Source organism: Microbacterium sp. ZW T2_14 (genome assembly GCF_044987405.1).
In the GTDB taxonomy this organism is placed as follows: Bacteria; Actinomycetota; Actinomycetes; order Actinomycetales; family Microbacteriaceae; genus Microbacterium.
In genome coordinates this window covers 1-21183 of sequence record NZ_JBJDRK010000026.1, presented here as the reverse complement: position 1 = coordinate 21183, position 21183 = coordinate 1, and the positions used below count along the sequence as shown (strand labels likewise).

The 21183-nt window shown below is 70.6% G+C and carries 18 protein-coding genes and 1 pseudogene; 7 read left to right on the top strand and 12 right to left on the bottom strand.

Annotation, left to right across the window (positions count from 1 at the left end):
• Nucleotides 1-10 precede the first annotated feature (10 nt).
• The 7 genes from ACI3KY_RS10475 to ACI3KY_RS10445 all read right to left on the bottom strand — a co-directional run bounded on the left by ACI3KY_RS10475 (nt 11) and on the right by ACI3KY_RS10445 (nt 8630).
• On the bottom strand, nt 11-2428 hold the full coding sequence (locus ACI3KY_RS10475; protein ID WP_404930112.1) for an SH3 domain-containing protein: 2418 nt from the start codon (nt 2426-2428) through the stop codon (nt 11-13).
• Between the two features lie 120 nt (nt 2429-2548).
• Nucleotides 2549-3676, bottom strand: coding sequence for a glycosyltransferase (locus ACI3KY_RS10470; RefSeq protein WP_404930111.1), 1128 nt, complete (start codon nt 3674-3676; stop codon nt 2549-2551).
• 3 nt (nt 3677-3679) lie between these two features.
• Nucleotides 3680-5152 carry an LCP family protein gene (locus ACI3KY_RS10465; RefSeq protein WP_404930110.1) on the bottom strand — a complete coding sequence of 491 codons (1473 nt, stop codon included), beginning with the start codon at nt 5150-5152 and terminating at the stop codon, nt 3680-3682.
• Nucleotides 5149-5616, bottom strand: coding sequence for a 5-(carboxyamino)imidazole ribonucleotide mutase (gene purE / locus ACI3KY_RS10460; protein ID WP_404930144.1), 468 nt, complete (start codon nt 5614-5616; stop codon nt 5149-5151). The genes ACI3KY_RS10465 and purE overlap by 4 nt, the downstream gene beginning before the upstream one ends.
• Before the next feature lie 198 nt (nt 5617-5814).
• Nucleotides 5815-6951: a 5-(carboxyamino)imidazole ribonucleotide synthase gene (locus tag ACI3KY_RS10455; protein WP_404930109.1), complete on the bottom strand. Its 1137-nt coding sequence runs from the start codon at nt 6949-6951 to the stop codon at nt 5815-5817.
• 67 nt (nt 6952-7018) lie between these two features.
• The gene (locus ACI3KY_RS10450) at nt 7019-7603 is read right to left on the bottom strand and encodes a PH domain-containing protein (protein WP_404930108.1); all 585 of its coding nucleotides are present in this window, start codon (nt 7601-7603) and stop codon (nt 7019-7021) included.
• Between the two features lie 187 nt (nt 7604-7790).
• Complete coding sequence (locus tag ACI3KY_RS10445) at nt 7791-8630, bottom strand: biotin--[acetyl-CoA-carboxylase] ligase (protein ID WP_404930107.1); 840 nt, start codon at nt 8628-8630, stop codon at nt 7791-7793.
• A gap of 116 nt (nt 8631-8746) precedes the next feature.
• Between ACI3KY_RS10445 and ACI3KY_RS10440 the strand changes: the two genes are divergently transcribed.
• Both ACI3KY_RS10440 and ACI3KY_RS10435 read left to right on the top strand, forming a co-directional pair.
• On the top strand, nt 8747-10336 hold the full coding sequence (locus ACI3KY_RS10440; RefSeq protein WP_404930106.1) for an acyl-CoA carboxylase subunit beta: 1590 nt from the start codon (nt 8747-8749) through the stop codon (nt 10334-10336).
• Nucleotides 10333-10620 carry an acyl-CoA carboxylase subunit epsilon gene (locus tag ACI3KY_RS10435; RefSeq protein ID WP_404930105.1) on the top strand — a complete coding sequence of 96 codons (288 nt, stop codon included), beginning with the start codon at nt 10333-10335 and terminating at the stop codon, nt 10618-10620. Before ACI3KY_RS10440 ends, ACI3KY_RS10435 begins: the two co-directional genes overlap by 4 nt.
• Before the next feature lie 437 nt (nt 10621-11057).
• Here the strand turns inward: ACI3KY_RS10435 and ACI3KY_RS10430 are convergent, their stop codons facing one another.
• Genes ACI3KY_RS10430 through ACI3KY_RS10415 form a run of 4 tightly spaced genes read right to left on the bottom strand, consistent with a single transcriptional unit; the run spans nt 11058 to nt 15462 of the window.
• A complete protein-coding gene (locus tag ACI3KY_RS10430; protein WP_404930104.1) occupies nt 11058-12158 on the bottom strand; it encodes a hypothetical protein in 1101 nt (366 codons plus the stop codon).
• Nucleotides 12155-13405: an ATP-binding protein gene (locus tag ACI3KY_RS10425; RefSeq protein ID WP_404930103.1), complete on the bottom strand. Its 1251-nt coding sequence runs from the start codon at nt 13403-13405 to the stop codon at nt 12155-12157. The genes ACI3KY_RS10430 and ACI3KY_RS10425 overlap by 4 nt, the downstream gene beginning before the upstream one ends.
• Nucleotides 13395-14072, bottom strand: coding sequence for a response regulator transcription factor (locus tag ACI3KY_RS10420; protein ID WP_404930102.1), 678 nt, complete (start codon nt 14070-14072; stop codon nt 13395-13397). The genes ACI3KY_RS10425 and ACI3KY_RS10420 overlap by 11 nt, the downstream gene beginning before the upstream one ends.
• Before the next feature lie 22 nt (nt 14073-14094).
• A complete protein-coding gene (locus ACI3KY_RS10415) occupies nt 14095-15462 on the bottom strand; it encodes a class I SAM-dependent RNA methyltransferase (RefSeq protein ID WP_404930101.1) in 1368 nt (455 codons plus the stop codon).
• 37 nt (nt 15463-15499) lie between these two features.
• Here ACI3KY_RS10415 and ACI3KY_RS10410 point away from each other — a divergent pair, with 37 nt between their 5' ends.
• The 3 genes from ACI3KY_RS10410 (at nt 15500) to ACI3KY_RS10400 (ending at nt 18435) form a co-directional block, all read left to right on the top strand.
• The gene (locus ACI3KY_RS10410) at nt 15500-16189 is read left to right on the top strand and encodes a Maf family protein (protein WP_404930100.1); all 690 of its coding nucleotides are present in this window, start codon (nt 15500-15502) and stop codon (nt 16187-16189) included.
• A 111-nt stretch (nt 16190-16300) separates the two neighbouring features.
• The gene (locus ACI3KY_RS10405; RefSeq protein WP_404930099.1) at nt 16301-18067 is read left to right on the top strand and encodes an acetyl/propionyl/methylcrotonyl-CoA carboxylase subunit alpha; all 1767 of its coding nucleotides are present in this window, start codon (nt 16301-16303) and stop codon (nt 18065-18067) included.
• 41 nt (nt 18068-18108) lie between these two features.
• Complete coding sequence (locus tag ACI3KY_RS10400) at nt 18109-18435, top strand: hypothetical protein (RefSeq protein ID WP_404930098.1); 327 nt, start codon at nt 18109-18111, stop codon at nt 18433-18435.
• A gap of 66 nt (nt 18436-18501) precedes the next feature.
• Here ACI3KY_RS10400 and ACI3KY_RS10395 read toward each other — a convergent pair whose 3' ends face one another.
• Nucleotides 18502-19959 carry an NAD(P)H-quinone dehydrogenase gene (locus ACI3KY_RS10395; protein ID WP_404930097.1) on the bottom strand — a complete coding sequence of 486 codons (1458 nt, stop codon included), beginning with the start codon at nt 19957-19959 and terminating at the stop codon, nt 18502-18504.
• Between the two features lie 106 nt (nt 19960-20065).
• Here ACI3KY_RS10395 and ACI3KY_RS10390 point away from each other — a divergent pair, with 106 nt between their 5' ends.
• Nucleotides 20066-20899, top strand: a complete 834-nt coding sequence (locus ACI3KY_RS10390; RefSeq protein WP_404930096.1) for a purine-nucleoside phosphorylase — start codon at nt 20066-20068, stop codon at nt 20897-20899.
• Between the two features lie 56 nt (nt 20900-20955).
• Nucleotides 20956-21183, top strand: a pseudogene (locus tag ACI3KY_RS10385) (phospho-sugar mutase); the annotation flags it as partial.

Below are 21183 nucleotides of genomic sequence, written 5' to 3'. Positions count from 1 at the left end.
GCCCGATGGGTCAGCGCACGTAGTCGCTGCTCACCCAACCCGTACGGCTCTGGTATGACACTTCATACCAGCCCGTCGTCTGCGATCGCACCGAGAGCGTCGTCCCGCTTGGAATGACCGCCATCACTGGGGCCGCGGTCGACGCGGAAGCGCGAAGATTCACGGAAACCGTGGTCGTCACCGTGGCCTGGAGCTGCAATCCCTCCCCTGTGATCCAGAGCATCTGCCCGCCGACCTCAACCCAGTACCACTGCGACCAGCGCGCGTGAAGCGTCACCGTGGCCCCAGCCGCGGGCGAGATCGCACCGGCGGTGCACGATGATGAGGGCGCTGGGCGTGCCACCGCGCCGCTTCTGACGGTGGCGCTCCCGGAAGCACTGACGACCTCTTCGTATCGCGGCTGCACACAGGTCGACGGTGCCACGCTCACGAGATCGGACGCGCGAACCCACAGGTGCGCGGTTCCGTACTCGACCCAATACCAGTCCGACCACTTCGCGAGGACGGAGACCTGCGCTCCGGGCGAGAGCTGCGTCGAGCTGGCTACGCAGGCATCGTCGGGAGCCAGGCGGGCGGTGATCGTCGCTGCCGCGTAGAGGATTCCCGAGGCGCTCGACACCTGTGAGAACGGAGGCTGGGCACAGGGCACATATGCTTTCAGATCGGACTTGAGGATCCACACCATGGATCCGCCCGCGTTCACCCAGTACCAGTCCGACCACTCTGCTGACAGCACGATCTTCGCGCCCTCGACAAGCGCTTTCAGACCCACGTTGCAGGATGCCGCTGGAGCCCCTCTCCCGCTGACATCGCGGGCGGTCACCATTGTCCCGGATGCGCTGCGAACCTGTTCGAATGGCGGCTGCGTACACGGATCCACCGATGCGACAAGTTGGGTCTTCGGCACCCACAGCATGGCGCCGTTCGCATTCACCCAGTACCAATCGGCCCACTGGGCCGTGAGAGTCACTTTCGTCCCCTGGGCAAGCGTGACCGACCCCGTCGCGCAGTCGACATTCGCTGCGGCACGAGCCGTGACGATCGTCGACGTCACCATCGTCCCTGTGGCGCTGCGAACCTCGGCATAAGGCGGCTGGGTGCATGGATCCTTGACCTGGTTCTTGAGGACCCACACCATCGTTCCCCGATGATCGACCCAGTACCACTCAGCCCATTCGGCTGCGATGACGACGCGCGCGCCGGCTGCAATTTGAACGGCCCCCGCCTCACATCCCGAGTTCGCTGTCGATCTCGCAGTCACCGTGCCAGCGGTGACCATGATTCCGCTCGCGGAGCGCACCTGCGTGTATGGCGGTTGCGCACATGGGTCGGTCGCGACGAGATGCGACTTCAGCATCCAGCGCATGTTGCCGCCGACGTTCACCCAGTACCAACTGCTCCATTCCGCTTGGACGCTGACTGCGAGCCCGGGCGGAAGCCACAGGGCGTCTGGGTTGCAGCCCTCGCTAGGCGCGATTCGTGCCGGGACCGCGGTGGCGGCGGTCATGATGCCCGACGCGCTGCGAACCTGTTCGAAGGGAGGTTGAGCACAAGAGTCCGTTGTAGAGCCGAACCAGTCAGTGAAGTACTGGAAAAAGTTGCGGTTGCCGTAGGACGAGCAAGGATCGCTTGCTTCGCCGTAGCCCGCCCGTAGCGAGGCCGCGTTGGGCTGATAAGGGGTGTAGTAGTAGAGGTCCGCGGTCGCCTGGTTCTGGATGTACACGGGCGACGAGCCGCACGAGGCGTCCGGGTGCCAGCGAACGTTCCACGTCTTCCCCGGCGCGTACCACGTGAAGTACTGGCTCGTTCCGGGCGGGTTCCCGTAGCGCTTGAGCTGCCAGGCAGCGCCGTAGACCTGGTTGAAGAATCCGTAGTACCTGGTGTCGCACGCCGCCGTGTCAGGGCACCCCTGCCCCATCGCGATCGTATAGCGCCACTCGGAGGGCCACGTGTGAGTGACCAGCCGCTGCTCCTTCTGCAGCATCACGATCAGCACCTGTGGATTGATTCCGCACGCCTGTGCGACCTTGTAGATGATCGCCGATGCGCGCTCGCGGTAACCCCCGGGGTAGGCGCCGCACATCGCGTCAGCATTCGTCGCGCGCGACGTGTCGTACCAGTCCTTCAAGCACACATAGCCTGACTGGCAGCTCGGCACCTTGGACTGCAGGAACTGCTGGATCTGGGCCTCGCCCATCGTGCCGCGATCGAAGAACTTCGCGTCGCTGATGATGTTGCCCGCCTGGAACTGCGATAGGTCAGCCGCCTTTACGACGCCGGCGGGCACAGACTCCGTGGCCACGGCGAAGCCAGCCGCATCCACTGCCGCGACCTTCGATGTCGCCGCCGAGACGTCGGTCTGCGCCACCGCCGGTGCCAGCAGAAGGGCTCCGGCAAGACCGAACACCGCGGCTACAACGCCGACCATTCTCCGCGTTGAAGCTCGCGGAACCCCCCGATTGCGTGCGACCACGACCACAGTCTTGCCGATTCGATGTCCGGTTTCGAGGCGCCTCGCCGCAGAAGCCCCGGCTGGCACGCCAAACCGCTACAGCTCGGCGTGGAGCATCCAGACCTTGTCGGCGGCCTCGCGCCACGAGAACGCCCGTCCCCGGTCCCCCGCCAGCACGCCCAACCGCTCCGCCGCGGCGGTCGAGCCGAGCGACGCCGCCAGCGCGGCCGCGAGCCCGTCGACGAGACTCGACGCGTCGCTGCCCGCGATGAGGACCCCGCCTTCGACGACCACTTCGGCGTGCACGGCGGACGACGCAGCGATCACCGGCACGCCGAGCGTGAGGGCGTCGACGACGCGCCACGGGAACGCGGCGCGCCGTGACGGCGCGACGAACGCCACTGCGGCGCCGAACACCGCGGCGCGATCCTCCGCCGACAGCACCCCACGCACGTGTATGCGCCGCTCGGGCAGACCTGCCGCTGAGGCCAACTCAACGACCGCCGGCTCATGACCCTCTTCGACGTCGATGACGACGACGGGCAGGTCGACGCGGGATGCCGCGACCGCGGCGAGTCCGGCATCCAAGCCCTCCGAAGCCAGCGGTCCGCCCGCCAGCAGTACGAAGCCCTCGGGCAGCCCCAGCTCGCGACGGCGGCCGACCTCGTCGACGGGCACCGAGAACCCGGACGGGGAGGCACCCGCGATCACGCGGAGCCGGTCGCCCAGCGGTGCGATCTCCAGCAGCCGCGCGGCCAGCGAGTGGGTGGGCACCACGACGGCGTCCGCGTGCTTGACGGCGCGCTTGAGCATCGCCTTGTGCCAGGCGACGACGGCCCGGGGCAGCTCCGCGGGCGACTCCCACGGACGCAGATCCCAGACGGTGACGACCGTCTGGTCGTTGTCGTGGAGGCGGTCGTGGCGCACGAGCGGCGCGAACAGCGACGGCGAGTGGATCATGCCGCCCCCGATGCCGGTTCCCACACCGAGCTGCAGCGCGGCCGACAACTCGCGGCGCTGCAGCGCGGTGCGACGCACTCCGGCCAGCCCCGGCACCGCCGCCAAGGCGTCATCCGCTCCACCGGCGGGGGCGACGGCCTCGACCTCGCAGCCGGACGGCGCCGCGATCACGAGGGCCCGCGCGAGCTCTCGTGACGCCTCAGCGAGCTCGGGCTCGGTCGGTGCGACGAGCTGATCCAGCACGACGCGCAGAGTGGCGACCACGGGTCAGCCCTCGGGCGTCGGGGTCGGCGGATGGAGCGTCGTCTGGATGAGCTCAGCGATGTACGCGTAGTCGGGATTGAACTCGTCGATCCCCTCCGCGGGCGTCAACTCGATCGTCTGCACCGGCTGCTCCTTGGCCTTCAGGCCGAGGTCGACGAGCGTCGGGATGAACGACTGCGGCAGATCGGTCTTGATCAGGTCCGACCCGGCGGTGGCGACATCCTGGAACCGCGTCAGCACGACCTGCGGCGTGAACTGGGCGAGGATCGCCTCCTGCAGCTCGCGCTGGCGTCGCATGCGATCGAAGTCGCTCGTGGTGTAGCGCGAACGCGCGTACCACTGCGCCGTGTCGCCGTCCATGTGCTGCTGGCCCGGCTCGATCCAGCCGATCGCCCAGCTGTCGACATCGTGGGGGTCGACGCCGTCGGGCGGTCCACCCTTCGGCAGACGCTCGGTCACGTTGATGTCGACGCCGCCGAGCGCATCCACGAGCGCGGCGAACCCGTGCATGTCGACGAAGACGTAGTACGGGATCTCGATGCCGAGGATCCCCTCGGCGGCATCCTTCGTCGCCTCGATGCCCGGCTCGGAGCCGTTGGCCTCGGCATCCGGATACAGCGTGGCACCGTCCTGGCAGACCTCGACCTCGGTCCGCAGCTGATTGATGCCGCTCCCCCACCCGCAGTCGGGGTCGGCGTGCCCGTCGTGTCCGTTCGGGTAGGTGTCCTGCATGGGCCCCTCCGCGAACGGGAAATGGGGCATGTCGCGAGGGATGCCGGTGATCGTGGTCGCGCCCGTCTGAGCGTTGACCGACACGACCGAGATGCTGTCGAATCTCATCGAGTCACGGCCCTCGCCGCTGTCGGCGCCCAGCAGCAGGATGTTGTAGTACCCGTCGGACGGCTCGACGGTGGGTCCGCTCGCCCCGAAGATCGTGCTGATGGTGCTGCGGACGGCGCCCACGGCGGTCGATGCGTACGCGGCGGTGCCGCTGGCGACCACCATCAGCCCGACGGCGACCAGGGCGATGGCGAAGCGGGCACCGCGCCCGGTCTTCACGAGACGCACGAGCCGCAGCGTGTCGATCGTGAGCACGGCCCAGAGCACGGCGTATGCGATCAGCAGTGCCTGCGCCAGCAGCAGCGGGAGGGGACGCAGCAGCGCCAGCCAGTCGGGCAGCCACGCGCTCGTCACGATGCTGAGTCCGGCGGTCGGCGCGAGCAGCGCGAACAGCAGCGCGATCACGAGGAGCACCCACATCACGAGCGTCGCGCCGATGCCGAAACGGCCGAGCCGGCGATTGCCGGCGAGCACCTGTGCCGAGCCGGGGATCAGGAAGTTCAGCACGACCAGCCACCAACCGCGGCGGGTCATGACAGCGCGGGACGAGGCATCCGGATACCGCATCGGGCGCTCTTCGACGACGCTCGGCCTGATCGGTCGAGCCTTCGCGCTGGGTGGGCTCATGACGCTCACAGCGACTCCTTGAGCCGCCGGTTCTTCTGCTCGACCTGCGCTTCGAGGTCGCGGGCGTAGGCCTCGATGCGGTCCGCGACGGCCGGGTCGGAGGCGCCGAGGATCCGCGCGGCGAGGAGGCCGGCGTTCTTGGCGCCGTTGATCGAGACGGTGGCGACCGGGATGCCGGCAGGCATCTGCACGATGCTCAGCAGCGAGTCCATCCCGTCAAGGGTGGCCAGCTGCACGGGGACGCCGATCACCGGCAGCGCGGTGAGCGAGGCCAGCATGCCGGGAAGATGGGCAGCTCCGCCGGCGCCGGCGATGATCGCTCGCAGACCGCGGGAGCGAGCTTCGCGGCCGTAGCGCAGGAGCTTGTCGGGAGTGCGGTGCGCCGAGACGACCTCGACCTCGTGCGGAATTCCGAAGTCCGTGAGCGCCTGGGAGGCATCGCTCATGACGCGCCAGTCGGAATCGGAGCCCATCACGACGCCGACGAGCGGCGCCTCGGAGGAATGGAGGGGCCGCGGATCAGCAGAGGGCGCAGTCACTCGTCAAGGGTAGGGGCGAAGGCTGGAAGATCCCCGCAACGGCGCGGACCCTTCGACAAGCTCAGAGACCGGTGGGACAGCCCATCGACACTGCGATCCCCGGCGCCGAGCCTGTCGAGGCGTGGCTGACGTTCAGTCCAGGAAGAAGGATGCCGCGGCCCGCGCCCGGTACGCCACGTCGTCGAGGTCGTCGCCGATGACGTTGACGTGACCGACCTTGCGTCCGGGGCGGGGCGTCTTGCCGTACGTGTGCACCTTCGCCTGCGGATGCTCCGCCATCGCCGCGGGGAAGCGGTCGTCGAGCGAGTCCTCCGTCGGTCCGCCCAGGATGTTCACCATGACGGCCCACTCCGCGACCGGTTCCGTCCCGCCGAGAGGCAGATCGAGCACGGCGCGCAGGTGCTGCTCGAACTGGCTCGTCACCGCGCCGTCCTGGCTCCAGTGGCCGCTGTTGTGCGGACGCATGGCCAGCTCGTTCACGAGCAGCCGTTCGTCGGTGGTCTCGAAGAGCTCGACCGCCAGCATCCCGGTCACACCCAAGCCCTCGGCGATCGACACGCCGATGCCGGATGCGACCTCCTGCAGCCGCCCGCTCGAGTGTGGGGCGGGCGCGATCACCTCGGCGCAGACACCATCGCGCTGCACCGTCTCGACGACCGGGTACGCCCTCATCGCCCCGGAGGGTCGCCGCGCGACCTGCTGGGCGAGCTCTCGTGTGAAGTCGACGAGCTCCTCGACGAGGAGTGCACCGCCGTGGGCGTCTTCGGCCAACGTCGCGAACCAGTCCTCGGCCTCGGTGCCGGCCGACACCACGCGCACGCCCTTGCCGTCGTACCCGCCGCGCGGCGTCTTGACGACAGCGCGGCCCCCGTGGTCGTCGATGAAGGCCTGCAGCTCCTCGGTGTTCGTGACGGCCGCCCAGTCGGGCTGCGGCATCCCGAGCTCCTGCAGACGTGCGCGCATGACCAGCTTGTCCTGCGCGAACCTCAGCGCGTCGGGGCCGGGATGAACCGCGACGCCTTGGGCCACGAGGCCCGCCAGGACGTCCTGCGGCACGTGCTCGTGGTCGAAGGTGACGACGTCGACGTCGCGCGCGAACGCGAGCACGGTCGCCGCATCACGGTAGTCGCCGACGGCGGTGGCGGCGAGGGATGCCGACATCCCCTCGTCCTCGGCGAGCACGCGCAGCTCGACACCGAGCTCGACCGCCGGCGCGATCATCATGCGGGCCAGCTGGCCCCCTCCGACGACTCCGACTCGCAGCGCCATGCACATCTCCCTCTTGCCTCAAGACCCCTCCATCATCCCGCACCGCGCGGAGACGGACGAGCCGGGGTCAGGCCTGCGGAAGCGGCGGCCGGGGAGGAACGGCCGGCGGCGGGCCGGGTGGGAGGGGCTGCGCGTCGCGATGCGCGAGGATCTGGTTGACCTCGACCTGATCGACCAGGGCCTCGTGCACGAGCTCGGCGCTCGGGATGTTGGCGAGCCGCAGCGGCTCGTCGACCCCGTTGCTGAGGGTGATCGTGCCGGCACCCCACATGCGCTGGAGCACGCCGCGATGCACCTTGAGGGTGTACCCCCGCACGTGCGCCAGCTCCCGTCGCTTCGCGGCGAACACCCCGCGACGCTCCATCACACGACGCGTCGTGATCGTGTACACGTGGCCGGCCCAGGCCAGGTACGGAAGGAGCACGAGCAGCAGCACCACGGCAGCGGCGGCGGCCAGCAGCATCCAATTCTCGAACGGCGCCGGGAGGTTGCCGTAGAAGTATCCGCAGGCGGCGGCGACGACGATGAGCACCAGCGCCGACCAGGCGAGCCGCCGGGCGTGCGGGCGGAAGCGCGCGACGAGCAGCTCCGGCGTGGGAGCACCGGGGGCCGGCGTGAGCGGTCTGCCGCCGTAGCTCGTCGGCTGCGTCATGCACCCATTGTGCGGCGAGCCGCCGACAGTTCGCGGTGCACCCGCCGTTTTCCGTCATGCAGGCTCGCGCAAAGGCCCGGTGGACGGGGGTTTGGGGCGCATCGCGCACGCGCGGGGCGGAGGCGGTGCGCCCCGAATGCTCACGATGCGCCCCGAACCCGAAGGGTTGGGCCGAGATACCTCCCCGTCAGGACCCCGACGGGCGGGGCCTCACGTGGACGACGTCGCCGGCCGACACGACGCTCTCGTACTCGCCGTCCTGTTCCACGACCAGGCGCCCGTCGTGGTCGATGCGCTGGGCACGGCCCCACAGGGTCTGGCCGTCCGGCAGCGACACCGCCACCTCGCTGCCCAGCGTGCTGCAAAGCGCTTCGACCTCGGCGAGCACGCCCGACGCCGCGGCATCCCCTCCTGCAGCGGCGAGCGCCGTGAGCTGCTCATCGAGGGCGCTGAGGTAGTCGGCGAGGAGGCGGTCTTCGTCGCACGTCACACCCACGACCGCGAACGACGTCGCCGTGTCGACGGGGAGGTCGCCCTGCGGCATCCGCGTGTTCACTCCCGATCCGATGACGACGACGTCGGGATGCCCAGGCACGACTTCGGCGAGGATGCCGCAGATCTTGCCGCCGTCGACGAGCACATCGTTCGGCCACTTCAGCGTGGCAGTGTGCACGCTGCCGGCCAGCTGAGCGGCGATCGCACGTGTCATGGCCGCGCCTGCCAGGAGCGGGATCCAGCCGCGCGCCGCCGCCGGAATAGCCGCCGCGTCGACGGCAACCGAGGCGGCGAGCGCGGATCCCGGAGGCGTCACCCAGGTGCGATCGAGGCGACCGCGCCCGGCGCGCTGGTCGGTGGTCAGCAGGAGCGACAGGTGGGGCCATTCGTGCGGCGCGTCGACGACGTGGCGCACGACATCGGCGTTGGTGGAGTCGGTGGTCTCCACGACCTGCACGCGCGGGCTCACGGCGGCGGTGAGCGGGAACCCCGGGTGCGAGTGAGACAACGAGTACGACGATGAGTGCGTCATGCTGCTCACGCTACGCCCATCGCTGCCTGCGGACCCCGAGGACCCACAGCGGATGCCGCGACCCCTTGTGCGAACCCTCCAACAGATCCCCCGAGCCCGCCGATAGGGTGGAATCCGTGACCGATCAGCCCGACCTCTCGACGACCGCCGGCAAGATCGCCGACCTCCGCGCACGCTTCCAGGAGGCCGTCCTCGATCCCGAGGAGGTCGCGAAGGAGAAGCAGCACGCGAAGGGCAAGGGCACCGCGCGCGAGCGCATCGAGATGCTCCTCGACACCGGCAGCTTCGTCGAGCTCGACGAGTACGTGCGCCATCGCACGACCGCGTTCGGCATGGACCGCTCCCGCCCCTACGGTGACTCGGTCGTCAGCGGCGTCGGCACGATCCACGGCCGCACGGTGGCGGTGTACTCGCAGGACTTCTCGACGTTCGGCGGGTCGCTCGGCGAGGTCGCCGGCGAGAAGATCATCAAGGTCATGGAGTTCGCGCTGCGCTCCGGCATCCCCATCGTCGGAATCCTGGACTCCGGCGGCGCCCGCATCCAGGAGGGGGTGGTCGCCCTCGGCAAGTACGGCGAGATCTTCCGCCTCAACACCCGTGCGTCAGGGGTGATCCCGCAGATCTCGATCATCATGGGCCCTGCGGCCGGCGGTGCCGTCTACTCCCCCGCCCTCACCGACTTCGTCGTCATGGTCGACAAGACGAGTCAGATGTTCGTGACCGGTCCCGACGTCATCAAGACCGTGACCGGCGAGGACGTCGGCATGGAGGAGCTGGGCGGCGCGTACACGCACAACACCCGCTCGGGCGTCGCGCACTACCTCGCCGAGGACGAGGACGACGCGATCGACTACGTGCGCTCGATGCTCGGGTTCCTCCCCGACAACAACATGGCGGAGCTGCCCGTCTACGAGAGCGGCTTCGAGTTCGAGACGACGGATGCCGACCGCGCGCTGAACGCGATCATCCCCGACTCGCCGAACCAGCCGTACGACATCCACCAGGTGATCCGCGGCATCGTCGACGCCGAGGACTTCCTCGAGGTGCAGCCGCTGTTCGCACCGAACATCGTCATCGGCTTCGGCCGCATCGAGGGCCGCTCGGTCGGCATCATCGCCAACCAGCCCTCGCAGATGGCGGGCACGCTGAACATCGAGGCCGGCGAGAAGGCCAGCCGCTTCGTGCGATTCTGCGACGCGTTCTCGATCCCGATCGTCACCCTGGTCGACGTGCCGGGCTACCTGCCGGGAACCGACCAGGAGTGGACCGGCGTCATCCGACGCGGCGCGAAGCTGCTCTACGCCTACGCCGAGGCGACCGTGCCCCTGGTCACGGTCATCCTTCGCAAGGCGTACGGCGGCGCCTACATCGTCATGGGGTCCAAGCAGCTGGGTGCTGACGTGAACCTCGCATGGCCGACCGCCGAGATCGCCGTCATGGGCGGCCAGGGGGCGGTCAACATCCTCTACCGCGGCGAGATCAAGCGGGCAGAAGAGGCGGGAGAGGATGTCGCGGCCGTGCGCACCCGCCTGGCCAACGAGTACACCTACAACGTGGCTTCGCCGTTCCTCGCCGCCGAGCGCGGCGAGCTCGACGGCATCATCGAGCCGGCGCAGACGCGCGTGTCGATCGCCAAGGCGCTGCGGGCGCTGCGGGGCAAGCGTGCCAGCCTGCCGCCCAAGAAGCACGGGAACATCCCGCTGTGAGCATCGCGGACGGCCGGACTCCGCCCGGCGGCGGCGGTGGACAGGCACTGCCCGGCTCGGAGCACTCGGAGCCGTCGGGCGACAGCGTGACGATCGACATCCTGCGCGGCGCCGCCACCGAGGAGGAGCTCGCGGCACTGATCGCCGTCGTCACCGAGGCCTACACGGGTGAGGCGGCCGAGGCTGTCGCCGACGATCGCTCGCGCCGCACCGCGTGGGAGCTGTCGCAGCGCTCGCTCCGCGAGCCGCTCAACAGGGACCTGGGCTGGGGCCGGTTCGGCTAAGTCATGCGCGCGCGTGCGCGCCGCGGCACGGATCGTTGAGCGGAGCGCGACCGCCCGCCCTCGCCCGACGCGCGAGACATCCTCGAGCCCTTTCGTCTCGCTCGTTCCTCGCTCGCTCACGGACCGGACGGTTTTGTCCCCCGAAATACCTACAGACACACGTGTTGCAGCCCAGAGATACTTGACTCGCTGGAACGCTTCTGCGTTCGGCCGATCCGACTCCGCTTTGCGGCTGCTTCGGGTCCGGCCATGCGGACGGTTTTCGGGTAACCGTCCGCGCAGGCGAGGGGCGGGCGGCTTCGCCGCCCCTCGCCTCCTTCGATCCCCGTTCCCCGCCTGGTATCCCCTCCCCCTCCGGGCGGGGAGCGAGCACGCCCGGGATCATGGACCGAGGCGCACCCCGGTCTCACTCCGGACGGCGTCGTGCGCTACGCTCCTCAGGCCCTGCCCGGGTGCGGAATCTCCAGCCACAGGTCGACGGAGTCCTCGTCGCTGGGTCCGCCCGTCGACGGCGAGCGTCCCACGACGGTGACCGCGACCCGCTCATCAGGCGAGGTGCGGATATACAGCCGGTCCGAGGCGGCCGACCGCAGTGCGTCCGCAAGCTGGCCCCGGATCACGCCGAGCTGCTCGTCGTCCACGCCGTCGAGCCCGCCCTCGTCGAGAACCGTGACATTGGCGCCCCGGCGCCGCGCGCGCTCGAGCTCGCCACGCACCGCATCGTCGAGCAGCCTGGGCCCTCGCATCTCGTCTCGGAGCTTGCCCTCGGCGATCCTCGCCTCCAGCCGGTCGGCGTCGGTCAATCGGCCTGCCTGGGCGACCGTGCGCGTCAGCACCGGCCCGGCGACCGCCAGCGCCTTCTGCACCTGCACCCGACGTTCGCGCTGGCGCACGACCTGCGACGTCTGCCACCCGCTGGCGGCGCGCTGCAACCGCGTGAGGCGCGAGGTGTCGCGCGCGGCCCGGTCCATCGAGAACACGAGCAGCTGCGCGCACGTCACCCACACGATGGAACCCACGAGGCCGAGCGCGAGCGCGTTGAGCGGACCCATCCAGACCATGGAGGCCACTGTGAGCGCGACGATGCCGGTCCACGCGGTCCACGGCCGACGCCGCACCATGACGATCGTCATGAGCGCGCCGATTCCTCCGAGGTACCACGTCGCGAACGGCTCGGTCCGCGACGCCGGTCCCACGGCGACCGAGATCGCGCTGGGCACGATCACCGCGCAGGCGAGCGCCAGGATCTGAGCGATCGCGGGGAGCGGCACAGGACCACGGATGCCGTCGACCAGCGTCTTCGCATCGCCCTCCGTACCCGCTGCCGTCGCGGCCGCCGCTGCATCCGTCGCGGGTGTCGAGCGGGTCGACGCCGGCTCCCAGAAGATGCAGAGCCACGTGGTCGCCAGGTAGAACGCCAGCGCGACAACGACGACGAGCGGCTGCGCAACCGATCCGGCCCACGACAGACCGCGCGCGGCGAGGTACGCCGTGAAGGCCACGGCCAGCACGAGCAGCACGTTCTTCACGCTGATCATGCCGTGGACTCCTGCCAGGTGAGTCGCACGACGGTGCCGTGCGGGCCGGTCTCGAGATCCGCATGACCGCCGACCGCGGCGACCCGGGCCATGATCGACGCGCGGATGCCCAGCCGGTCGTCCGGGACGGCGTCGAGGTCGAAGCCTTCGCCCGCGTCGTGCACTTCGACGCGCACCCTCCCACCCGTCTCCATGACGGCGATACCGAGCCCCGCTCCCCCGGCGTGCTGGAGGGCGTTGGCCACCGCCTGCGTGGCGGCGAGCGCCAGCGCGCGCGCCACCCGGCCGGGGATCGGCGGTCCCGCACCGTCGAACTCGCGCTGGATGTCGACATCCACGCCGAGCTCACCGGCCGCGGCGTCGATCTCTGCCGCGAGCGCCGCGACATCCCACGGCTCGTCTGTTCCCTCGTGCGCGTCCTGTTCGGTGTTGGCCAGCCGCGTGAGCGCCTCTCGCGCCATCGACGCGGCCAGCGTCCGCTCACGGGGCGTGCTGGCCCGCTCGGCGGCGATGAGCGCAGCCAGCACGCTGTCGTGCATCAGCGCGGCGACGGCGACGCGCTCCTGTTCGGCCGCATCCGCCGCCGCCGCCCGGGCGTACGAGGCGACCGCGCGAGCGCGCGTCTCGTCGACGTTCACCGCCATCGAGCGGAACAGCCAGCCGAGGGTCAGGATGACGCCGCCCAGGATCAGGGCGAATGACACGTCGAGACCGACGGTGAACCAGTACTCGCTCGCGAAGCCGACCTGCATGAGCCTGACCACGCCGAAGAGGACGGGCGCGAGGATCGTCCATCCGATCTGCAGCGGGAAGGGGAAGGCCAGGACGGCGGCGAGCGTGGCCACGTTCAGGAGGTACCAGATCCACGGCTCGTCGATGGACGCCGACACGACGCCGTCGGTGGCGATCGGCCAGGCGACGAGCGCGAGCACGTAGACGAGGGCGAAGACGCCCGCCGCCACCCGCACGCCGCGCCCGATGACGCACGCGAGGATCATGACGGCGAGCGTGCCGAACACCGAGATCATCAGGGCCTCGTGCCAGCCGGGTCGCTCGTCGGTCGATCCGAGGGCGGTCAGGAAGGCCTGGAGGCCCAGGATCAGCGAGCCGAAGGCGCCGCCGACGAGCGAGATGATGCGCTCGACGCGGGATCGCGTGAACGACCCGATGCCGACCGTGACCTGCGGGGAGTGAGGGATCTGACCCCACGCCGTGTCGAGCAGGCCGGTCTGCGCGTCAACGGCCACGCGTGCTGTCTCCCGGGTCGGCGGACGGTTCGACGAGGATGCCGTCCTCGACGGCGCGGTGCAGCAGGTCGATCTTGGTTGGCGCGGGGCGCCCGACCTCGACGTATTTGACGCGGATGCGCGTGATGTTCTCCTTCGCCGTGGAGTAGGCGACTCCGAGCCGGTCGGCGACGACCTTCAGCGGCAGGCCGGCGGCGTAGAGCCGCAGCACGTCCCGCTCGCGGGCCGACAGCTGGGCGTCGGCGAAGGCACGGTCGCCCTCGACGGCGCTGGCCCACTCGACGTTGTTGAGCGGCTCGCCCCGCGCCACGGTGCGCACCGCCGCGATGACGTCGCCGATGGGCGAGGACTTGCTCACCACGCCGGCCGCCCCGGCCGCGAGGGCCTCGCGCACCGCCGCGGGCCGGTCGGCGACGCTGTGGATGATCACGCTCGACCCGTCGAGCACCAGGCGTCGCACGTTCTCGGTCACCGTGGTGCCGTCGCCGAGCGTGAGGTCGAGCACCACGACGTCTGCCGGGGGGTGGCGCGAGAACGCGCGCCAGTCCACGTACTCCGTCACCGTGCTTCCCGAGAAGGCGACGTTCATCGCCTCGGCACGGAGGCAGGCCGCCTCGAGCCCGAGCCGAACCGACTCGTGGTCGTCGATGAAGGCCACCCGTGTCATTCGGCCAGCCTAGCCACGTGCGTCACCCGCGGGTGAGAACCGCCACGGCTTCGACGTGATGCGAGTTGGGGAAAAGATCCAGCGCATCGACGCGGGCGAGGTCGTAGCCGCCGGCGCGGAAGGTGGCGATGTCCCGCGCCAGGGCGACGGGATCGCACGCCACGTACACCACCGTCGCGGGCGCGAGCGCCGTGATGTGCTCCACGACCTCGCGTCCTGCCCCGGAGCGGGGCGGGTCCAGCAGGACGACTCCCCGCGACAGCCGCTCGCGCTCGATAGCGGATGCCTCGGCCTCCAGCCGCGCCAGCCACCGGTCGACGCGCCCGGTCTCGGCACGCGCGCCGACCCAGTCGACCAGGTTCTCGCCGGCGTGGTCCGTGGCGCGTGGGTCGGATTCGACGCTGGTCACCCGCGTCGAAGGTCCGCCGAGCGTTCCGAGCGTCGCGGCGAACAGTCCGACACCGCCGTAGAGATCGAGGTGGGAGGCTTCGGGGTCGATCCAGAGCCCACCGGACTGACGGATCGGCCCGTCGGCACGCAGACTCTGCAGGGCCTCCGTCACCGTCCGGGTGAGCGAGTGGGCGGCGAGACGGTGCACCTGCCAGAAGCCGCCCGCATCGACGCGGAACTCGCGCCCGTCGACGCGCTCGATGACCGTCTCCGCCTCGGGGGCGCGGCGACCACGGCGGCCGCTGCCGCGGCGGCCACCGGCATCCGGTCGGCGCTCCGGGCGCGGCAGCACGCGAACCCGCCCATCCGCCGGCTGCACCAGGTCCAGGCGCCCGGGCTCGCCGCCACGGAGTTCCAGGGCGGCCTGCTCGACCTCCGCGGTCGCGAGCGGCAGGTCCTCGAGCGGCACGACCCGGTGGCTGCGAGCGGCGTACTGGCCGATATTGCCATCGGCATCCACGTGCAGGCTGACGCGCGTGCGCCAGGCGGTGCCGTCGAACGTCTCCTCGGCGACCGGGTCGCCGGCGAGCGCGTCGGTGGACTCACCGAGGATCGGAAGCGCCGACTCGATACTCGCGGTGGCGTCGGAGACGCCGCCGAACCGGTGCAGCGCATCGAGCAGCACCTCGAGCTTGAGCCGGCGCTGATGCTCGAGAGAGATGTGCCCGAAGTCGGCCCCGCCGGGACGCTGCTCGGGCGGCACGTCGACGTCGGCCTGGCGCCACACGTGCAGCTGCCGGTGCGGCGACGCATCGAGCACCTCGAGCGTCTCGGCCCGCCAGAACGACGACTTCGCCGTGTCGGTGAGACGCACGCGGACGCGCTCCCCCGGAATCGTGTCGGGCACGAACACGACCCGCCCCTCGTGCCGCGCGACGAAGACGCCGCCGTGGGCGACGCCCGTGATGTCGAGGTCGAGGAGGTCGCCGGTTCCGCTCATCCGTCGAGCCTACGGCTCGGCCGCGTACCGTGGGAGCATGCGCGTCTGCCTCGCCTCGACCTCCCCCGCCCGGCTCATGCTGCTGGGACAGTTCGGCATCCGGCCCCTGACCGTCGCCCCGGACGTCGACGAAGAGGCCGTCATCGCGACGGTCGAGGCGTCGGAGAGCCGCACCCTGGCGCCCGACGAGCACGTGCTCCTGCTCGCTCGCCGGAAGGCCGCGGACGTGGCGGCACGGCTGCGCGACGACATCCCCGACTTCGACGGCATCGTCATCGGCGGTGACTCGATGTTCGAGCTCGACGGCGAGGTGCTCGGCAAGCCCTACACCCCCGAGAACGCGATCGCGCGGTGGCGCGCGATGCGCGGCCGCACCGGCGTGCTGCACTCGGGCCACGCCGTCGTGCGCATCGAGCCCGGCGAAGCGCCGCGCGAGGTGCATGCGACGGCCGCGGCATCCGTCTCCTTCGTCGAGGACGTGACGGATGCCGAGATCGAGGCGTACGTCGCCTCCGGCGAGCCGCTGCACGTGGCCGGAGCGTTCACCGTCGACAGTCTGGGCGGCGCCTTCATCGAGCGCGTGGAGGGCGACCCTTCGACTGTCGTCGGCATGTCAGTGTCGACGGTGCGCCTGCTGGTCCGCGAGCTGGGCGTCGAGTGGACGGCACTGTGGAACACCACGGACCCGTCGCTCGGGTCATCGGAGACCGAGCCCGTCGCGCTGTAGCGCAGGCATCGCCGGGGTGGACGGGGCTTGTAGTAGGAATCCCACGTTTCTCGTCGGTTCTTGTATGAACCGGTCAAAAGCCCTCGGGATGCCGTCGGTAGGCTGGCATCCATGCCCCAGATCGCCAAGGTTCTCATTGCCAACCGCGGCGAGATCGCCGTACGCGTCATACGCGCCGCTCGGGATGCGGGGAAGGCCTCCGTCGCCGTCTACGCCGACCAGGACCGCGACGCCCTCCACGCCCGCCTCGCCGACGAGGCGTACGCGCTCGAGGGCGTCACCAGCGCCGACACCTACCTGTCGATCGACAAGATCCTCTCGGTCGCGCGCCGCTCGGGCGCCGACGCCGTCCACCCGGGCTACGGGTTCCTCGCCGAGAACGCCGACTTCGCCCGCGCCGTGATCGCGGCCGGACTGGTCTGGATCGGCCCGTCGCCCGAGGCGATCGAGGCGCTCGGCGACAAGGTGACCGCCCGCGCAGTGGCGGAGAAGGTCGGAGCCCCCCTCGCACCGGGCACCCCCGGCCCCGTCGCGGGCGCCGACGAGGTCGTCGCGTTCGCCGAGCAGGTGGGTCTCCCCATCGCCATCAAGGCGGCGTACGGCGGCGGCGGGCGAGGCCTCAAGGTCGCCCGCACGATCGACGAAGTGCCCGAGATGTTCGAGTCGGCCACGCGCGAGGCGATCAGCGCCTTCGGCCGCGGCGAGTGCTTCGTCGAGAAGTACCTCGACAAGCCGCGCCACGTCGAGACGCAGTGCCTCGCGGATGCCGCGGGCAACGTCGTCGTGATCTCGACGCGCGACTGCTCGCTGCAGCGCCGCCACCAGAAGCTGGTGGAGGAGGCACCGGCGCCGTTCCTCTCGGACCAGCAGAACCGGATCCTCTACGACGCGTCGAAGGCCATCCTCAAGGAGGTCGGCTACGTCGGCGCGGGCACCTGCGAGTTCCTGATCGGCGCCGACGGCACGATCTCGTTCCTCGAGGTCAACACGCGCCTCCAGGTCGAGCACCCGGTGTCGGAGGAGGTCACCGGCATCGACCTCGTGCGCGAGCAGTTCCGTCTCGCCGAGGGCGGAGAGCTCGGGTACGACGATCCGAAGCCCGAGGGCCACTCGATCGAGTTCCGCATCAACGGGGAGGACCCCGGGCGCGGCTTCCTCCCCCAGCCCGGTCCGATCCACGTGTTCAAGACGTTCGGCGGCCCCGGCATCCGTCTCGACTCCGGGGTCACCGCCGGCGACAGCGTGTCGGGCGCGTTCGACTCGCTGCTCGCCAAGATCATCGTCACCGGCCGCGACCGCGCCGAAGCGCTCGAGCGCTCGCGTCGCGCTCTCGACGAGTTCGAGGTGTCGGGGCTCCCCACCGTCCTGCCGTTCCACCGCGCCGTGGTCCGCGACCCCGCGTTCGTCGCGGCGGACGGCCGGTTCGGCGTCTACACGCGCTGGATCGAGACCGAGTTCGTGAACGACATCCCGCCGTGGGACGGCGAGCTCGACGCGCCGGCACCGTCCGAAGCGCGCCACACCGTCGTGGTCGAGGTCGCGGGCAAGCGCCTCGAGGTGAGCCTTCCCGACCGCGTGGTCGCCGCACCCGGTGTCGCCGGTCGCCCCGCCGCCGTGCCGCCGTCGCGGCGCTCGCACGCCCCGACCGTGGTCGCCGGCGCGTCGGGTGACGCGGTGAAGTCGCCGATGCAGGCCACGATCGTCAAGATCGCGGTCGAGGAGGGCCAGCAGGTCGTCAAGGGCGACCTGGTCGTCGTGCTCGAGGCCATGAAGATGGAGCAGCCGATCCAGGCGCACAAGGACGGCGTGATCGGCGCGATCAACGCGAACCCCGGCACCACGGTGTCGGCCGGTCACCAGCTGCTGACGATCTCCTGACGGCAGTTCCCTCCGGCAGCGGCCCGCGGCAGGATGGCGGGATGGATGCGACACCGCCACCGTCCGAGACGTCAGCGGCCGGAGGCGCCGCTCCCGACGTGACCGCGGCGGCGGTCAACGTCGTGATCCCGCCCGAGCTGCGCTGGCACGACACCCGCCGCGGCGAGCAGTTCGAGCTGCAGACCCTGACCGTGCGGCTGCTGCCCGACGGCAGCCTGGCGGTGAAGGCCTACGGCCGGCCGGTCGCGGGCGGACGCGGAGCCTACGTCTCGTTCGCGATGCCCGACCGCCCCGAGCTGCGCGCCCTCGTCGACGCCGCGGCCGACCGTGCGGCGGAGCTGTGGGGCGCCCACACCGGGCTCGGTTAGCGATGCGAGGACGGATGCCGCGGGCCGCGGCATCCGCTCATCGACAGGCTCAGGGACCGCTCGAGGTCAGCCGCCGTAGACGTTGTGGTCGACGACGTGCATCGCCCGGGCCGCGTCGGTGATGCTGCCCGACAGCGACGGGTAGACCGCGAACACGCGCGAGACCTGGTCGACGGTGAGGCGGCGCTCGACGGCGATCGCGATCGGGTAGATGAGCTCCGACGCACGGGGGGCGACGATCACGCCGCCGATGACGGTGCCGCTGCCCTCCCGGGCGATGATCTTCACGAAGCCGTCCTTGATGCCCATCATCTTGGCGCGCGGGTTGGCCGCCAGCGGCAGCTTGTGCACGACGCCGTTGATGTGGCCGTCCTCGATGTCCTTCTCCTGCCAGCCGATCGTCGCGATCTCGGGCGCGGTGAAGATGTTCGAGGTGATGCGGCGGCGCTCGAGCGGGATGACGATGTCGCCCAGCGCGTGGAAGATGGCGGTGCGGCCCTGCATCGAGGCGACCGATGCGAGCGGCACGAAGGTGGTGCAGTCCCCGGCGGCGTAGATGTTCGGCACGGAGGTACGGGCGACGCGGTTGACCTGGATGTTGCCGGCCTCCGTCATCTGGATTCCGGCCTCTTCGAGTCCGATGCCCGCGGTGTTCGGGATGGAGCCGACGGCCATGAGGCAGTGGCTTCCTTCGACGGTGCGGCCATCCGACATCGTCACGACGACGCCGTCGCCGGTGTTCTCGACCTTCTCGGCCCGCGACTTCGACAGCACCTTCATGCCGCCGCGCTTGAAGACGCGCTCGAGGACGGCGGCGGCATCCTTGTCCTCCCCCGGCAGCACCTGGTCACGGCTGGAGACCAGCGTGACCTTCGCCCCCAGGTTCATGTAGGCGCCGGCGAACTCGGCGCCGGTCACGCCCGAGCCCACGACGATGAGGTGCACCGGAAGGGCGCTCATGTTGTAGAGCTGTGTCCAGGTCAGGATGCGGACACCGTCGGGCTTGGCACTCGCCAGCTCGCGCGGGGACGAGCCGGTCGAGACGACGAGCGTGTCGGCCTCGATGCGGTCGAAGTCCGTTCCGCCCGGGCCGGTCGACACGACGACCGCGTGGTCGCCCTCGAGCCGGCCGTGCCCGGAGATGATGCGGACGCCCGCCTCGACCAGCGATGCGCGCATGTCGTCGGACTGCTGCCGGGCCAGGGTCAGCAGGCGCTTGTTGACGGCGCTCAGATTGATCGCGATCTCGGGCTTCAGCGGCTTGCCGTCCTTGCCCTTCGCGAACAGCTGCACGCCGAGATCGCCGGCGCCCGCGATGGCCACCGCAGCGTCGGCTGTGGCGATGAGGGACTTCGAGGGGACGACGTCGGTGATCACCGCCGAGCCTCCGATGCCCGCGCGCTCGACCACCGTCACCTCTGCTCCGAGCTGGGCGGCGGCCAGCGCCGCGTCGTAGCCTCCGGGTCCGCCGCCGAGGATGGCGACACTCTGGGTGGTCTCGAAGCTGATCGACATGGATTCCATTCTCCCCTGCCGGATGCGCCGACCACGACACATCCGGCGACACTCCCGAAAGCGCGGCGGACCGCCCCCGCTGGCCCTGCGCCCCGGCGGTTCCTAAAGTGGTGGCATGTCAGACACCACCGGCAATCCTCTCGACGACCCCACGGCCGACCCCTTCGAGGTCGCCGCCGCCGCCGCGGAGGACATCGCCCGCATCACCCGCGTCGAGCGTCACGACATCGCGCTGACCCTCGGCAGCGGCTGGGGCAAGGCCGCGGAGCTCCTCGGCGAGACGACGGCGACCTTCCCCGCGACCCAGGTGACGGGCTTCAGCGCGCCGGCGCTGAGCGGTCACGTCGGGACGCTCCGCAGCGTCGTCACGCCCAAGGGCCGCCGCGTGCTGGTGATCGGCGCCCGCACCCACTACTACGAGGGCTACGGTGTGCGGCGCGTGGTGCACAGCGTGCGCACCGCCGCTGCGGCGGGAGCGCGCACGATGGTGCTCACCAACGGAGCCGGCGGCATCAAGCACACCTGGACGCCTGGCCGACCGGTGCTGATCAGCGACCACATCAACCTCACCGGCGATTCGCCGCTCGAGGGCGCGACGTTCATCGACCTCACCGACCTCTACTCGCTGCGGCTGCGCGACCTCGCGCGCTCGATCGACCCCAGCCTCGATGAGGGCGTGTACTGCCAGTTCCGCGGCCCCCAGTACGAGACTCCGGCCGAGGTGCAGATGGCCAAGGCGATCGGCGGCCACATCGTCGGCATGTCGACGGCGCTCGAGGCGATCGCCGCGCGTCAGGCGGGCATGGAGATCCTCGGCTTCTCGCTCATCACCAACATGGCCGCCGGCATCCAGAAGACACCGCTCAGCCACCAGGAGGTGCTCGACGCCGGCCGCGAGGCCGAGCCGGTCATCTCCTCGCTCCTCGCCCGCGTGATCGGCGCACTGTGAGCGGCGCGGAGGTGCCGGCCGCCCGCCCGGACACACAGGAGCCGGCACCGGACAAGGTGCCGACCGGCGCGGACGCGGCAGCCGACGTGCTCGCGCGCGCACACTCGTGGCTGGCGCAGGACCCGGACGGCGTGACGCGCAGCGAGCTGCGCGCGCTCATCGAGGGCGCGGAGTCCGGCGACACGGCAGCGGCGGCGGAGCTCGCCGACCGCTTCTCGACGCGGCTCGCGTTCGGCACCGCGGGCCTCCGTGGCGCGCTGGGCGCGGGCAGCAACCGCATGAAC